This is a genomic window from Microbacterium sp. NIBRBAC000506063 (assembly GCF_017968845.1).
In the GTDB taxonomy this organism is placed as follows: domain Bacteria; phylum Actinomycetota; class Actinomycetes; order Actinomycetales; family Microbacteriaceae; genus Microbacterium.
Genome location: NZ_CP072876.1, coordinates 1,383,310 through 1,398,629, shown reverse-complemented (window position 1 = coordinate 1,398,629; position 15,320 = coordinate 1,383,310). Strand labels below are relative to the sequence as shown.

12 protein-coding genes and 5 pseudogenes are annotated in these 15,320 nt (G+C 69.3%); 5 read left to right on the top strand and 12 right to left on the bottom strand.

Features of this window, described 5'->3' with window-relative positions; translation table 11 throughout:
- Positions 1–13 precede the first annotated feature (13 nt).
- From KAE78_RS17565 to KAE78_RS18620, 8 genes and pseudogenes are all read right to left on the bottom strand, one after another.
- Complete coding sequence (locus tag KAE78_RS17565) at positions 14–115, bottom strand: siderophore-interacting protein (protein ID WP_262927851.1); 102 nt, start codon at positions 113–115, stop codon at positions 14–16.
- Positions 112–531, bottom strand: coding sequence for a siderophore-interacting protein (locus KAE78_RS08000; RefSeq protein WP_262927850.1), 420 nt, complete (start codon positions 529–531; stop codon positions 112–114). Before KAE78_RS08000 ends, KAE78_RS17565 begins: the two co-directional genes overlap by 4 nt.
- A gap of 73 nt (positions 532–604) precedes the next feature.
- Positions 605–976, bottom strand: a pseudogene (locus KAE78_RS07995) (siderophore-interacting protein); the annotation flags it as partial.
- Complete coding sequence (locus tag KAE78_RS07990) at positions 966–1,766, bottom strand: ABC transporter ATP-binding protein (protein ID WP_223170477.1); 801 nt, start codon at positions 1,764–1,766, stop codon at positions 966–968. The pseudogene KAE78_RS07995 and the gene KAE78_RS07990, both read right to left, overlap by 11 nt.
- Positions 1,763–2,820: pseudogene (locus tag KAE78_RS07985) on the bottom strand (FecCD family ABC transporter permease). The gene KAE78_RS07990 and the pseudogene KAE78_RS07985 overlap by 4 nt, the downstream one beginning before the upstream one ends.
- Positions 2,817–3,859 (bottom strand): annotated as a pseudogene (locus tag KAE78_RS07980) (FecCD family ABC transporter permease). The pseudogenes KAE78_RS07985 and KAE78_RS07980 overlap by 4 nt, the downstream one beginning before the upstream one ends.
- Positions 3,859–4,770: an ABC transporter substrate-binding protein gene (locus KAE78_RS07975; RefSeq protein ID WP_317451729.1), complete on the bottom strand. Its 912-nt coding sequence runs from the start codon at positions 4,768–4,770 to the stop codon at positions 3,859–3,861. Before KAE78_RS07975 ends, KAE78_RS07980 begins: the two are co-directional and overlap by 1 nt.
- Positions 4,749–4,895, bottom strand: a complete 147-nt coding sequence (locus KAE78_RS18620; RefSeq protein WP_317451728.1) for a hypothetical protein — start codon at positions 4,893–4,895, stop codon at positions 4,749–4,751. The genes KAE78_RS07975 and KAE78_RS18620 overlap by 22 nt, the downstream gene beginning before the upstream one ends.
- A gap of 120 nt (positions 4,896–5,015) precedes the next feature.
- Here KAE78_RS18620 and KAE78_RS07970 point away from each other — a divergent pair.
- A pseudogene (locus tag KAE78_RS07970) lies at positions 5,016–7,517 on the top strand (DEAD/DEAH box helicase).
- Here the strand turns inward: KAE78_RS07970 and KAE78_RS07965 are convergent.
- The gene (locus KAE78_RS07965; protein ID WP_223170476.1) at positions 7,514–8,542 is read right to left on the bottom strand and encodes a LacI family DNA-binding transcriptional regulator; all 1,029 of its coding nucleotides are present in this window, start codon (positions 8,540–8,542) and stop codon (positions 7,514–7,516) included. The pseudogene KAE78_RS07970 and the gene KAE78_RS07965 overlap by 4 nt on opposite strands.
- A gap of 174 nt (positions 8,543–8,716) precedes the next feature.
- On the opposite strand from KAE78_RS07965, the pseudogene KAE78_RS07960 reads away from it, so the two are divergent.
- Positions 8,717–9,651: pseudogene (locus tag KAE78_RS07960) on the top strand (dihydrodipicolinate synthase family protein).
- 148 nt (positions 9,652–9,799) lie between these two features.
- Positions 9,800–11,107: an Nramp family divalent metal transporter gene (locus KAE78_RS07955; protein WP_317451727.1), complete on the top strand. Its 1,308-nt coding sequence runs from the start codon at positions 9,800–9,802 to the stop codon at positions 11,105–11,107.
- Positions 11,108–11,219: 112 nt separating this feature from the next.
- Here KAE78_RS07955 and KAE78_RS07950 read toward each other — a convergent pair whose 3' ends face one another.
- The 3 genes from KAE78_RS07950 to KAE78_RS07940 all read right to left on the bottom strand — a co-directional run bounded on the left by KAE78_RS07950 (position 11,220) and on the right by KAE78_RS07940 (position 14,627).
- Positions 11,220–13,175, bottom strand: a complete 1,956-nt coding sequence (locus tag KAE78_RS07950) for a BCCT family transporter (RefSeq protein ID WP_223170475.1) — start codon at positions 13,173–13,175, stop codon at positions 11,220–11,222.
- A 109-nt stretch (positions 13,176–13,284) separates the two neighbouring features.
- Complete coding sequence (locus KAE78_RS07945) at positions 13,285–14,268, bottom strand: SRPBCC family protein (RefSeq protein ID WP_223170474.1); 984 nt, start codon at positions 14,266–14,268, stop codon at positions 13,285–13,287.
- An 11-nt stretch (positions 14,269–14,279) separates the two neighbouring features.
- Positions 14,280–14,627 (bottom strand): ArsR/SmtB family transcription factor, encoded by a 348-nt coding sequence (locus KAE78_RS07940; RefSeq protein WP_223170473.1) that lies wholly within the window; start codon positions 14,625–14,627, stop codon positions 14,280–14,282.
- 128 nt (positions 14,628–14,755) lie between these two features.
- Between KAE78_RS07940 and KAE78_RS07935 the strand changes: the two genes are divergently transcribed.
- Both KAE78_RS07935 and KAE78_RS07930 read left to right on the top strand, forming a co-directional pair.
- Positions 14,756–15,064, top strand: a complete 309-nt coding sequence (locus tag KAE78_RS07935; protein ID WP_262927590.1) for a zinc ribbon domain-containing protein YjdM — start codon at positions 14,756–14,758, stop codon at positions 15,062–15,064.
- A 2-nt stretch (positions 15,065–15,066) separates the two neighbouring features.
- A complete protein-coding gene (locus KAE78_RS07930) occupies positions 15,067–15,297 on the top strand; it encodes a hypothetical protein (RefSeq protein WP_223170472.1) in 231 nt (76 codons plus the stop codon).
- Positions 15,298–15,320: the final 23 nt, after the last annotated feature.

Sequence of the window (15,320 nt, the reverse complement as noted above, 5' to 3'; positions counted from 1 at the left end):
CAGGCGCTGCCACTCAGCCCCGCATCGCGACGCCGCGGCGCCAGTAGCCCATGAAGGCGACCTGGGCGCGGTCGATGCCGAGGTCCTTGACGAGGTGGCGGCGCAGCGTCGTCACGACGCCGCTCTCGCCGGCGATCCAGAAGTAGCGGTCTGCGGATGCCGGCGACTGCCCGGCGGGGATCTCCTCGCCGAGCCCGGAGTAGACGGGCGTCTCCCAGAGGAGGTCCTCGCCGTCGATGTCGCGCACCTCCAGGGTCTGCCCCTCGCCCCGGTCGATCCGCCCAGGTAGTCGAGCACGGTCGGCAGCAGCCGCAGGCCGTGGTTCACGTCGCCGCGGGGCAGCCAGTGCACCTCGACGCCGGCGGGCGCGGCGATCTCCAGGGCGTCTTCGGCGAGCGGCACCTCGAGGAAGGCGATCCCGCGCAGGTCGCGCGGCGCGTCCTCGAGGATGCGGGCGATCGCGGGGCGGCGGTCTCGTCGCCGACGAGGACGACGGATGCCGCATCCCCGGCGCGTACTCGATCCCGCCACGGTCCTCCCGGCCGCGGCGCGGACCGACGAGGAACAGCTCGTCGCCGACGGCGGCCCGGCTCGCCCAGGAGGAGGCGGGTCCGGTCAGACCCGGTTCGAGATGGAGCACGAAGTCGACGACGACGTCGGTCCCCGCATCCGACACCTGGAGCTCGCGGATGGAGTAGGTGCGCATGGAGCCGCGCTCCTCCTCGGGGACGGCGAGGTAGGCGGCCCACCAGTCGTCGGTGTCGCGGTCGAGGGGAGGCAGGATGCCGGATGCCGGCGGGAAGACCAGCTTGATGCGCGCGTCGTAGACGTCGCCGGGCGTGCCGAACTCCTCGAGCTCGGCACCGCCGAAGGTGATGCGCACGAAAGTCGGCGAGACGCGCTCGACGGCGCGCACCTCGGCGCGGGCGAGCACGTACGAGGGACGCGTGCGGGCGGTCGTGGTTTCAGCGGACATGATGCCTTCCGATCGGGGTGACCAACGGCTTTCCGGATACCGGGTCGGTGGTGACGTGGTTGGGGAGGCCGAAGACCTCTTCGACGAGGTGACTGGTGACGACCTCGCCGGGCGCACCGATGGCATGCACGCGGCCGTCCTTCATCGCGACGAGCTCGTCGGCGTAGCGGGCGGCGAGGTTCAGGTCGTGGAGGACCATGACGATGGTCGAGCCGCGGCTGACGCTGAGGTCGGTGAGGAGATCGAGCACCTCGATCTGGTGCGACACGTCGAGGAAGGTCGTCGGTTCGTCCAGAAGCAGGATGTCGGTCTCCTGCGCGAGCGCCATCGCGATCCACACGCGCTGGCGCTGCCCGCCGGAGAGCTCGTCGACGCTGCGGTCGGCGAGCGCGGTCGTGCCCGTGACCTCGAGCGCGTCGGCGACCACCTCGTAGTCGTGCGTGTTCCAGCGCGACAGGATTCTCTGATGCGGATGCCGGCCCCGGCCGACGAGGTCGGCGACGGCGATGCCCTCCGGCGCGATCGGCGACTGCGGCAGGAGGCCCAGGATGCGGGCGACCTCCTTGGTCGGGCGCGAGTGGATCGAGGAGCCGTCGAGCACGACCTGCCCCTCGGCAGGTGAGAGCAGGCGGGCGAGGGAGCGCAGGAGGGTGGACTTGCCGCATCCGTTCGCTCCGACGATCGCCGTGATCCTCCCCGGCGCGACGGTGAGGTCGAGGGCGTCGATGACGGTCCGGTCGCCGTAGGCGAGCGTGACCCGATCGGCGGTGAGGGTGTGGGATGCGGTCACAGCGATGCCCCTTGCCTGTTGCTGCGGATGAGGAGGTAGATGAGGTACGGCGCGCCCAGGACGCCGGTGATGACCCCGACCGGGTAGCGGGAGTCGAAGGCGAACTGACCGAGGAGATCGCCGCCGAGGACGAGCGTCGCCCCCACGAGAGCCGAGGGGAGCAGAAGGTTCGCTCCGGGGCCGGTGATGCGCGCGGCGATGGGCCCGGCCATGAACGCGACGAAGGCGATGGGTCCGGTCGAGGCGGTCGCGAAGGCGAGGATCGCGACGGCGCCGAGCATGAACAGCACGCGGGTGAGGTTCACCCGCACCCCAGCCCTGCCGCGGAGTCGTCGCCGAGCCGGAGCAGCTCGAGGCTGCGCGCCTGGCTGAACAGGAGCGGCAGGATGACCAGGCTCGCCAGCGCGAGCGGGGCGACCCTCTCCCAGGAGGCGTTGTTGAGGCTGCCGGTGAGCCACTGCATCGCGGTCTGGATGTCCCACTGGGCGGCACGCGAGAGGAGGTAGGAGATGACGCTCTGGAGCATCGCGGCCAGGCCGATGCCGATGAGGATCAGCCGCGTGCCGGCGAAGCCGCCCTTGTTGGAGAGCAGGTAGATGGCGGCCGCGGTGACGAGCGCGCCGCCGAGCGCGAGGAGGGAGACGACCGGGCCGTTCGCCGCGAGCACGACGATGCCGACGACGGCCGCCGCGCTCGCCCCGGCCGAGATGCCGATGATGTCGGGCGAGGCGAGCGGGTTGCGCAGCAGCCTCTGGAAGGTGATGCCGGCGATGCCGAAGGCGCCCCCGGCCAGGATCGCAAGGATCGTGCGCGGCAGGCGCAGCTCGCCGACGGCGAAGGAGGCGCCCGGCACCGTCTCACCGAGGATCACGCGGATCACCTCGCCCGGGCCGTAGAAGGTGCTGCCGACCATGAGGGCCGTGGCGGCGAGAGCGAGCAGGATGCCGGCGAGCACGAGGCTGGCGAGGCCGTGACGGCGCCTTCGGGCGCGGCGTCCGGCGAGGATGCGTGTCTGCGCGTCGGCGGTTTCGGGGAGAGGGCGAAGGGCGGTCACAGTTCACGCACCTTCTGGCGGCGGACGATCCAGATGAAGAAGGGGGCGCCGACGATCGCGGTGATGATGCCCACCTGGATCTCCTCGGATGTCGGGGCGATGACGCGCCCGACGATGTCGCTGGCCAGCAGCAGCGCGGCCCCGGTGAGCGCCGAGAAGGGCAGGAGCCACCGGTGGTCGGTGCCGATGAGGAGGCGGCACAGATGGGGGACGACGAGTCCGACGAAGCCGATCGGTCCGGCGATCGCGGTGGCAGCTCCCGCGAGGACGACCGCGCCGACGGCCGAGACGAGCCGCGTGCGGAACACCCTCTCGCCGAGACCGGCGGCCATGTCGTCGCCGAGGGCGAGGGAGTTCATGCCGCGCGCGCAGGCGAAGCAGATGAGTGCGCCGACGGCGAGCACGGGGACGAGGATCGCGATCTTGGGCCACTCGGCGCCGCCGACGCCGCCGACCTGCCAGGCCTGGAACGACTGGAGGAGGTCGACGCGGGGCAGCATGATCGCGCTGATGAGCGAGGCGAAGGCGGCGGATGTCGCGGCCCCCGCGAGGGCGAGTTTGAGGGGGTCGCGCCGCCGCGGCCGAGCGATCCGACCGCGTAGACGAAGGTCGCGGCCGCAGCCGCGCCGACGATCGCGAACCCGATGTAGGTCCAGGTGCTGGTGATGCCGAAGAAGGCGATGCCGATGACGACCGCGAGAGAGGCGCCGTTGGAGACGCCGAGGATGCCGGGCTCGGCGATGGGGTTCCGGGTGACGGCCTGCATCGCGGCGCCGGAGACCGCGAGGGCCGCGCCGATGGCGATCGCGAGCACGGTACGCGGGATGCGCTTGTACACGGCGGCCTGCGCGACGGTCTCGGTGTGGCCGGCGAGGCCGGCCAGGACATCGGCGACGCTCACGGCGCGCACCCCGAAGGAGACCGACAGGACGCTGAGCATGAGGAGCACGGCGACCCCGACGAGAAGCCAGAGGGTGCGCACCGACGCCGGACGCCGCAGATGAGCGGCGTCCGGCGCGAGGGTCGGTGCGGTGGCGATCACTCGCCCAGCGACGCCGCCAGGAGCGCGAAGTAGTCGCCGATGCCCCACGGGACCGACAGCGGCGAGGGGTTCGCCGACGCCGCGAGCGGGCCGGCCTCCAGGATCGCGACGTTGCCGGAGGCGATCGCGGGGATCTTCGACAGCAGCGCGTCGGCCTGCAGCACCGGGATCAGTGCATCCTCGCCGTAGGTGACGAACACGTCGACGTCGTCGAAGCGCTCGGCCTCCTCGGCGCTGATCTGCGTGTAGAAGGCGTCGGTGCCGGCGCTCTCGTCGGCGACGACCTGCGGAACGGGCAGCCCGATGCTCTCGAGGAATCCGGGGCGGGTGTCGTGGCTCGTGTAGAAGCCGACCTGGCTGAGGTCGTTGACATCGAGGTAGCTGAAGAGCACCTTCTTGCCCTTGAGCGCATCGTTGGCGTCGAGCGCGTCGGAGATCTGGCCGTGCAGGTCGTCGATGAGCTCCTCGGCGGAGGCCGCGAGGCCGAGCGCCGCGCCGTTGAGGCGGATCATGTCCTCGAGGGAGGTGCCCCAGGCGACCTCGGGATAGGCCACGACGGGGGCGATCTTCGACAGCGTCGTGTACTCCTCCTCGGTGAGGCCCGAGTAGGCGGCGAGGATCACGTCGGGGTTGGTGTCGGCGACGGCGCCGTAGTCGATGCCGTCGGTCTCGTCGAAGAGGACGGGGGTGTCGGCGCCGAGCTCGGCGAGCTTGTCCTCGACCCAGGGCAGCACGCCGTTGTCGTCGTCGTCGCCCCAGGTGGCCTTGCTCATGCCGACCGGCACGATGCCGAAGGAGAGCGGCACCTCGTGATTCGACCAGGCGACGGTGGCGACGTTGACGGGCTGCTCGGGGATCACGGTCTCGCCATAGACGTGCTGGATCGTCACGGGGAACTGACCGTCCACGAGTTCGCCCCCGGTGGCGGGAGCCTCGGGTTCTGCGGGGTGGTGGGCTCGGGCGAAGCGCAGGCCGCGAGTCCGGCGGCCAGGACCACGGCGGTGCCGAGGGCGAGGAGACGAGAAGTACGCACAGGCGTTCCCTTCAGAGTTCGGGGTGTGGCGCGAAAGCGTCGATGCCTTTGGTTAGGCTCACCTAATTTATCAGACTGCGGCGCGAGCACCAGACACAGATGAGGGAAGATCGAAGAACGATGCCTTCTCCCCTCCACCCCCTGACCGGCCGTCCGGACCCGGATGCCGTGTACACGGCGTTCGCCGAGTGGGCGGAGTCGACCGGCATCAGCCTGTACCCGGCACAGGAGGAGGCGGTCATCGAGATCGTCTCGGGGCAGAACCTGATCCTGTCGACGCCGACGGGCACGGGGAAGTCGCTCGTCGCCGTCGGCGCGCACTTCGCGGCGCTGAGCGCCGGCATCCGTTCGTTCTACACGGCGCCTATCAAGGCGCTCGTGAGCGAGAAGTTCTTCGCGCTCGTCGACATCTTCGGCGCCGAGAACGTGGGGATGGTCACGGGGGACTCCGCGGTCAACGCCGAGGCGCCGATCATCTGCTGCACGGCCGAGATCCTCGCGAACCTCGCGCTGCGAGAGGGACCGGACGCCGACGTCGGTCAGGTCGTCATGGACGAGTTCCACTTCTACGCCGACCCCGATCGCGGGTGGGCGTGGCAGGTGCCGCTGCTGACGCTGCCGCAGGCGCAGTTCGTGCTGATGTCGGCCACGCTCGGCGATGTGACCGCGCTGGCCGAGGACCTGAGCCGGCGCACGTCCCGCGAGACCGCCGTCGTCACGGGCGTCGAGCGGCCGGTACCGCTGCACTTCTACTACGAGATGACGCCGATCCACGAGACGATCGAACAGCTGCTCGAGACCGGGCAGGCGCCGATCTACATCGTGCACTTCTCACAGGCGGCCGCGCTCGAGCGGGCGCAGGCGCTCGCCTCGGCGAAGGTCGCCACGCGCGAGCAGCGCGATGCGATCGCCGAGCTCATCGGCGGCTTCCGGTTCACCACCGCCTTCGGCAAGACGCTGTCGCGACTGCTGCGCATGGGCATCGGCGTGCATCACGCCGGGATGCTGCCGAAGTACCGGCGACTGGTCGAGCAGCTCGCCCAGCGCGGCATGCTGCGGGTGATCTGCGGCACCGACACCCTCGGCGTCGGGATCAACGTGCCGATCCGGACGGTGCTGCTCACCGCCCTGACGAAGTTCGACGGGACCCGGATGCGGCAGCTCACCGCTCGCGAGTTCCACCAGGTCGCCGGCCGCGCGGGGCGCGCCGGTTTCGACACGGCCGGGACCGTGGTCGCGCAGGCGCCCGAGCACGAGACGGAGAACTTCGCGGCGATCCGCAAGGCGGGCGACGACCCGAAGAAGAAGCGCAAGCTCATCCGCAAGAAGGCGCCGGCCGGGTTCGTGACCTGGGGCGAGCCGTCGTTCCAGAAGCTCATCGCCGCCGAGCCCGAGACCCTCACCTCGCACATGCAGGTCACCAGCAGCATGATCCTCAACGTCATCGCCCGCGGCGGCGACGCCTTCGCGAATATGCGCGCGCTGGTATACGACAACCACGAGCCGCGTGCGCGCCAGCGCGAGCTCGCCCGCCGGGCGCTGGGATCTACCGGACACTGCGCGAGTCGGGTGTCGTGGAGCAGCGTTTCGACACGCTCAACGACCGGATGCAGGTGACCCTCACCATCGACCTGCAGCCGAACTTCGCGCTGAACCAGCCGCTCTCCCCCTTCGCGCTGGCGGCCTTCGAACTCCTGGACCCGGACTCCCCGGTTTCGCGCTCGACATGATCTCGATCGTGGAGGCCACGCTCGACGACCCGCGCCCGGTGCTGAGCCAGCAGGAGTTCCTCGCCCGCGGCGAGGCGGTGGCGGCGATGAAGGCCGAGGGCATCGAGTACGACGAGCGCATGGAGCTGCTCGAGGAGGTCACCTATCCGAAGCCTCTGGAAGAACTGCTGACCCACGCCTTCGAGACCTTCAGCTCCTCGCAGCCCTGGATCCGCGACTTCGAGCTTCGGCCGAAGTCGGTCGTGCGCGACATGTACGAGCGGGCCATGTCGTTCGGGGAATATGTCGCCCACTACAAGATCGCCCGGTCCGAGGGCGTCGTGCTGCGCTACCTCTCCGACGCCTACCGGGCCGCGTCCCAGACGATCCCGAGGATCTGAAGACCGAGGAGCTGCGCGACCTCATCGAGTGGCTGGGCGAGCTCGTCCGCCAGGTGGACTCCTCGCTTCTGGACGAGTGGCAGGAGCTGCAGTCGGGAGCCGCCGCGGCGCACGCCGACGAGCCGATCGTCCCACCCGCGCCGAAGCGCCTCACGAGCAACGTGCGGGCGTTCCGCATCCTCGTGCGCAACGAGCTGTTCCGCCGGGTGCAGCTCGCGGCGCGCGACGAGGTCTCCGCACTCGGAGAGCTGGACCCGGAGTTCGGCACGGATGCCTGGGATGCGGCCCTGGAGGCCTACTTCGCCGAGCACGACGAGATCCTCACCGGTGCGGATGCCCGCAGTGCCGCCCTGCTCGTCCTCGACGAGTCGGGTCCCGTGTGGAAGGCGCGCCAGATCCTCGACGACCCCGCGGGCGATCACGACTGGGGCATCAGCGCGACGATCGATCTGGCGGCATCCGACGAGGCCGGCGAGGCGGTCGTGACGGTGACGGGCGTCAGCCGGTACTAGCGCGCGCCGCCGGGGCCGAGCGCCCGCGTCGACGAGCGCGGGATGAGCGTAGGGAGCGTACGGGTAATGCGCCCGGCCGAGCTCTCGTCCAGGAGCAAGTCGAAGGCGTTCGCCGCGATCTGGTCGAAGGGAACGCGGACGGAGGTCAGCGGCACCGGCATCGTCGCGGCGAGGGGGATGTCGTTGTAGCCGACGATGGAGATGTCGGCACCGACGGTGAGACCGGCGGCGGCGAGCGCCGAGACCACACCGATCGCGAGGTTGTCGTTGGCCGCGAAGATCGCCGTCGGGCGCGCGGCGGGCTCCGCCAGCAGTGCGCGCCCGGCCTCCGTGCCCGACTCGATTCCGTAGCCGGTCGAGATCACCCGGTCGTCGGTGAGGTCGACCCCGACCTCGGCGAGCGCCCGCCGGGCGCCGCGCACCCGATCACGCGCGCTCGAGGTGAACCACGGCCCGGTGACCACCGCGATGTCGCGATGCCCGAGGTCGACGAGGTGCCGGACGGCGAAATACCCTCCGGCCTCGTCGTCGCCGAGGGCTGAGGGGCTCTCGCCATCGGTGCGCAGGACGAGGGCGTGGGAGACGCCGCGTTCCCGCAGGGAAGCGGGCAGGGTGTCATCGAGGCGCGCGGTGGCAAGGATCACGCCATCGACGTTGCGATCGAGGAGGGTGTCGGTGGCGCTGCGCTCGTCGGTCGGGTCGTCCCCGCAGGTGGCGACGACCGCGAAGTAGCCGCGCGCACGGGCCGTCCTCTCGATCGCCTCGAACATCATCGCCATGACGTTGTCGGTCAGTCGCGGGACCAGGACGCCGATCGTCCCGGTCTCGCCGCGACGAAGGCTGGAGGCGAAGACGTTCCTGCGGTATCCGAGTTCGTCGGCGACGCGGCGGACGCGCTCCGCAGTAGTGGAGCGGGAGCGCGGAGTGCGGTCGTCGAGGACGCGACTGACGGTCGACACGCTGACGCCGGAAGCCGCAGCGACGTCACGGAGCGTGACGACATGGCGTTCGATCCGTTGTTCCACCTGAGCCTCCTTTCCTGCGCGAGTCTACTGGCGGCATCCCTCGCCCTTCCCTTTCGATCTGCTCGGGGTCTTGACAAGGTCGCCGCCTCTCAGCATACTTGCAATCGTTTCTGCAAACGTTCCCGCTAACGTTCTCACGCAGATCTCGACGATGAGTGAAAGAAAGGCACGACCATGACCCTCGACCTCCGCGGACTCAACCCCGCACCGATCACCCCGTTCACCGAGGACGGCGACGTCGACTACGACGCGATCCAGCGCCTCGGCTCCTGGCTCGGCTCGATCGACGGCGTGAAGAGCCTCGTCGTCCTCGGCCACGCCGGCGAGGGCACCTTCCTCACCGAGGCCGAGCAGCTCGACGTCATCCGCGCCTTCGTCGCCTCGACCGACGGCCGGGTTCCCGTGATCGCCGGGATCACGAAGGAGGGCAACAAGACCGCCGGGCTCGAGGCGAAGGCGGCCGTCGAGGCGGGCGCCGCGGCCGGGCTCGTCTACCCCTCCCACGGCTGGCTCCGCTTCGGCTACCAGCAGGGCGCGCCGCAGGCGCGGTACCGCGAGATCTATGAGGAGTCCGGCCTTCCGCTGATCCTCTTCCAGTACCCCGACAACACCAAGGCAACCTACGACCTCGACACCCAGCTCGAGATCGCCGGCCAGGAGGGCGTGTTCGCCACGAAGAACGGCGTGCGCAACATGCGCCGGTGGTACACCGAGATCCCGACCCTGCGCGCCGCCTACCCGGAGCTGCAGATCCTCTCCTGCCACGACGAGTACCTGCTGCCGACGATGTTCGATGTCGACGGGCTGCTCGTCGGCTACGGCAACATCGCCCCGGAGGCGCTGATCGAGCTGATCGCCGCCGGCAAGGCCCGCGACTACGAGGCTGCACACGCGATCCACGAGCGCCTGCTGCCCGTCACGCAGAACGTGTACCACCGCGGATCCCACATGGAGGGCACCGTGGCGCTCAAATGGGGCCTGGTGCACCGCGGCATCCTGGATCACGCGACCGTCCGCACCCCCTGCTCCCGCTCGCCGACGGCGCCGACCAGGAGATCGCCGACGCGTTCGTCGCCGCCGGCATCGAGAAGGTCACCGCGAACGTCTGACCCGAAGAGGGGCGACGGGCATCTCGCCCTGCGCGCGCCCGTCGCCCTCTTCCCTCTCCCACGCACTTCACCCCCACCCCTCAGTCACAGCTCTCGACGTCAACGAAGACCCTGCGGCACGGCCGCACTCCAATGGAGGAGAATCAGCATGAGCGAACACACCACGACGCGACACACGTCGACCACCCCGGGCACCGGCTACGGCCGCGTGTCCACCGAGACAATGAAGAACATCGTCGAGTCCCACCGCCGGCGCCAGACGTTCTGGCAGCGCCTGGCCCTCATCGGGCCGGCCTTCGTCGTGGGCGCCTGGCAATTCGGCCCCGGCAACCTGACCACCGCCGTACAGGCCGGAAGCGGATACCAGTACACCCTGATCTGGGTGATCGCGGTATCGACGGTCCTGATGATCTTCCTGGCCGATATGAGCGTCCGTCTGGGCATCAAATCACCCGTATCGCTCATCTCGTCGATCAAAGACCACCTCGGCGGCTGGGTCGGCGTCCTCGCCGGCATCGGCGTGTTCCTGATCACGCTCTGCTTCTCCGTCGGCAACGCCGTCGGGTCCGGACTCGGACTGTCGATGCTCCTGGGCGGCAATCCCGTCATGTGGACGGCGATCTGCACGATCTTCGTCGCCGGGATCCTGCTGTTCCGCAATGTCTACCGCGTGATCGAGAAGATCCTCGTCGCCGCGGTCGTCGTCATGGCCATCGCCTTCATCGCCTCTGCGTTCATCTCCAACCCGGAGTGGGCGGCCGCCGCCCGCGGGCTCGTGCCCACGGTTCCCGATGGCGCCTGGCTCCTGATCGTCGCGCTGGTCGGCACGAACTTCTCCGTCAACGCGGCCTTCTACACCTCCTACGGCACCAAGGAGCGCAAGCGCACCGAAGCGGACTACCGCGACGTGACGGTCGTCGATACGATCCCGGGCATCGTCGCGCCCGGCATCATGACGGCTCTCGTGATCGTCGTGGCTGCCGCGGTTCTGGGTCAGACCGGCGAGGCGGCACCGACGATCCTCGCCCTCGCGAGCATCTTCGAGCCCCTGGCCGGCCCGGTCGGCTCGGCGATCTTCGGTATCGGCTTCTTCGCCGCCGCGTTTTCCTCGATGATCGCCAATGCCACCGCCGGCGGGACAATGCTCTCGGACGGCCTCGGGCGCGGCGCGTCCTCCGGTTCAACGACGGCGAAGATCATCAGCGGGGTCATCCTGGGCTTCGGCCTGACCGTGACGCTGATCTTCCAGACCTCGCCCGTGCAGCTGATCGTGATCGCTCAGGCCCTCACGGTCTTCATCGCGCCGATCCTCGCCCTGCTGATCGTCGTCATGGCGAACCGGGGCACGTTGATGGCCGAGCTGAAGAACAAGTGGTGGCACAACCTCTTCGGTCTCGTCGGGCTGGCCGCCGTGCTCACGCTCTCCGTGCGACTGCTGATCACCCTGCTCCCCTGAGCCCGGGCGCCGGCACCAGCACCCATTGTCGGATGCCGCGGACATCGATTCCGCGGCATCCGATGAGGCCGGCGAGGTCGTCGTGACGGTGACGGCAGTCGACCGGCTCTGACTACGCAGGCGGTTCCCGCTCCTCTGCGGCATCCGTCTCGTCTGCGGCATCCGCCTCCGCCCCGGCCTCCGGCGGGATGATGTCGATCGCCTCCGTGCTCGCCTCGTACAGCTCGGCGAGGCTCTCGTCGACCTCGCCCTCGTCGACCCAGGCGATGTCGTCGGCGGCGTGATCGTACTCGACCGGCACGAGCGCGAAGTCGTCGCCGTACTCCTCCAGGCCCGTGCGCACGCTGTGCCGGACGGCGAGGCGCGCATACCTGTCGCGGAGGATCAGAGGGTCTCGGCGCAGGTCCTTCATGAAGGCGATCATCATGAATGCCATGATCATCGCGAAGGGCAGCGCCGCGACGATCGTCATGTTCTGCAGGGCGCGCAGCCCGCTCCCCTCCTCACCCGAGACCAGGAGCACCGCCGCGATCACGCCGACGAGCGTTCCCCAGATCACCGCGACCCAGCGCGACGGGTCGGGGCGGCCCTGCTGCGACAGCGTGCCCATCACGAGCGAGGCCGAGTCGGCGCCGGTGATGAAGAAGATCGCCACGAGCAGGATGAGGGCGACGCTGGTGATCATCGGGAACGGCAGATCGCCCAGCACCCCGAACAGCACCGACTCGGGTGGGCTGACCTGCAGGTCGCCCTGCGTCATCTGCTGATGGATCGCGGTGGTCCCGAAGATGGCGAACCACACCAGCGAGATGAGCGCGGGCACGACGATGACGACCGAGACGAACTGGCGAAGGGTCCGGCCCCGCGAGATCTTGGCGATGAACATGCCGACGAACGGCGACCACGAGATCCACCAGGCCCAGTAGAAGATGGTCCAGCCCGAGAGGAACGCCTGGGTCTCGGGCCCCTGTGAGCCGGAGCGGCCGATCATGGTCGGCAGGTCCGCGAAGAACTGGGCGGTGATCGCGGGGATCGCGTTGATGATCAGCAGTGTCGGCCCGACGAAGAAGACGAAGAAGGCGAGGATGATCGCCGCGACCGCGTTGATGTTGGACAGGGCGCGGATGCCGCGGGACACGCCCGATACGGCCGAGGCGACGAAGGCCGCGGTGAGGATGGCGATCACGGCGATGAGGATGCCGTTGCCGAGCTCGCCGATGCCGCTGACGAGCTCGACGCCCCGGCCGATCTGCAGGGCACCCAGACCCAGGGAGGCCGCCGTGCCGAACAGCGTCACGATGATGGAGAAGATGTCGATCGTGCGCCCGAGCGGGCCGGTGGTGCGATCCTCGCCGAGCAGCGGGGCGAAGATCGACGAGATCAGAGGCGTTCGCCCGCGCCGGTACGCGCCGTAGGCGATCGCGCCGCCGACGAGAGCGTAGAACGACCAGGCCTGCGGGCCCCAGTGGTAGAGCACCTGGGCCTGCGCGGTGTGCATCGCCTCGAGCGTGTTCGCCTCGACGGTGCCCGGCGGCGGGTTCTCGAAGAAGGTGAGGGGTTCTGCGGCGCCCCAGAACACCAGGCCGATGCCCATGCCGGCGGCGAAGAGCATCGAGATCCACGAGAACATCGAGAACTCGGGCTCCTCGTCGTCGCGGCCGAGCGGAATGCGTCCGTAGCGGCTGAACCCGACGAACAGCATGAAGGCGAGGACCACCGTCGCGATCGTCGTGAAGAAGATGCCGAAGTACTCCACGACCCAGCTGAGCACCGATTGCGCGGTGTTCGCGAGGCTGTCGCCGGCGAAGACGCCCCAGCCGACGAAGGCGAGCGTGAACGCGAGGGCGGCGCCGAAGACCAGCGGGTCGGTGCGATACGTCCGGCCCGTCTCCTCGACGGAGACGCCGGGGACCAGCGCCGGATGCATCCCCTTCGGCGGGAGCACCGACAGCTCCTGCAGCACTTTGCGCGCCGTCTCCGAGCCCGTCTTCCGCTTGCGGCGCGTCTCGGTCGGTGCCGGATCCTGACCTTCGGGGAGTGCTGTCGCGTTTTCCTCTGGGGTGTCCATGACACCTCATCCTTACAGATCGCCGAAAAGCACCGACGCCCGGCGCTGTGCAGAGAAGCACAGCGCCGGGCGAAGTGACGCGTGAGCCGAGGCGAGGGAGCGCCGGGACTCAGCCGGCCGTACCCAGCACACGCTCCAGCCGTGCGAAGGAGGCCTCCATGCCGTCGGCCATGCCTGTGGCGAGGATCATGTCGCGGGTCTCCTTGTCGGGATACTCGACGATCAGCGTGACGAGGGTCGCGCCGTCCTCCTCGTAGAAGCTGAGGTCGTTGACGGTCTCCGGGCCGTCGGCGCCCTGCATCCGCTCGGTCGAGACCACCCGGCGCGGAGCATCGACGAACAGGATCTCGCCCTCGAAGCCGAAGGGCTCCCCCTCGGTGTCGCCGACCGGCGCCCAGGAGGTGCGGTGGCTCTGGCCGGGCTCGGTGGCGACGACGTTCTCGGTCATCTCCCACCCGTCGGGGCCGAGCATCCACTGACGCACCAGCTCGTCATCATGGTGCGCGCGCCACACCAGCTCGCGCGGCCCATTGATGAGGCGGGTGATGCGCACGTGGGTGTCGTCGAGGTATTCGACACGGGTGCCCTTGCCCTGCGCGTACTCGCGCAGATCCTGCAGCACGGCGTCGAGCTGGCCCATCGCCTGGCGGGTGCCCTCGATGGTGCCCATCTCGACGACCTGCTCAAGGGCTTCGAGCGAGTCGAAGTAGGTCGTGCCCTCCATGCGGGTTCCGGCATCCGTCGCCGTGAAAGCGAAGCTCATGCGCATCGACGGGAAGCCCTCGAGCGGCTTACCCTCCTCGTCGGTGAAGGAGTCGAGCACCTCGAAGCGGCGCGGGGCGTCGATGGCGAGGAACTCCCAGCTGCCCGAGGAGGTCTCGCCGCGCGGTCCGTGCATCGTGTAGTTCGCGCGGCCGCCGACGCTCTGATCGAAGTGCGTGAAGGTGGAGGGCCAGGTCGGCGGACCCCAGAAGCGCTCGAGTTGACGCGGATCGGAGTACGCCGCCCACACACGCTCGAGCGGCGCGGCGAAGTCGGCGACGACGGTCATCGTCAGGTTCTCGGCATCGGTGGTGATGTCGGTGACAGGCATGGTGTTCTCCTTCAGTTCTCGGCCGGCGTCTCGGCCAGCAGGTCGTCGAGGCGCGCGATGCGCGCGCGCCAGAGGTCTTCGTAACGGGCGAGGAGCGCCCGGGCACGGGCGATCATGTCGGGGTTGGCGCGGACGAGACGCTCGCGTCCTTCGGCGCGCTTGATGATGAGGCGCGCCTCTTCGAGCACGGCCACATGCTTCTGCACCGCGGCGAACGACATGTCGTACTCGCGGGCGAGTGCGGAGACGGACTGCTCGCGATCGATCGTGCGACGCAGGATGTCCCGCCTCGTCGATGTGGCAAGGGCGTGGAAGACACGGTCGATCTCCGTCTCGCTCAGTTCAAATTGTGCAACCATTTGGTTGTACGTTACGACGTGTCGGATGCGGCGTCAAGGGGTTTTCGAGATCCGTCCGCGGCGTACCCTGGTCAGATGAGCGATTCCCTCCCCTGTGCCCGGAGTGCGCGAGCGAGCACGTCTACGAGATGCCGCCGCTGCTGGTGTGCCCGATGTGCGGGCACGAGTGGTCTCCTTCCGAGGAGGGAGCGGATGTGGCATCCGACTCCGGCGAGTCCGCGGCGGTCGTGCGCGACTCGGTGGGCAACGTGCTCTCCGACGGCGACACGGTCACCGTCGTCACCTCGCTCAAGGTGAAGGGGTCGCTGTCGATCAAGGCGGGCACGAAAGTGCGCAACATCCGACTCATCGACCCGGTGAACGGGCACGACATCGACTGCAAGATCGACGGCTTCGGCGCGATGCAGCTGAAGTCGAGCGTGGTGAAGAAGGTCTGACGATGGGACTTTTCCAGCAGAAACCCGAAGAGCACCAGGTGGAGTGGGCGGGCCTTCCCTCCGAGCCGCTCGATCCGAAGAGCGCTGCCGAGGCGCTGGAGGAGGCCCCGGCGGTCGACCCGTTCGCACTCGGTTTCGAGTCGACGACGATCGTCGCCTTCCCCGTCGCGCCGCCGGCTCCGGAGGCATCGGATGCCGCGACCGCCGAGCCGGAGGATCCCGCGCAGGGTTGAGCCGTGACCGGCCGCCCGCGTGC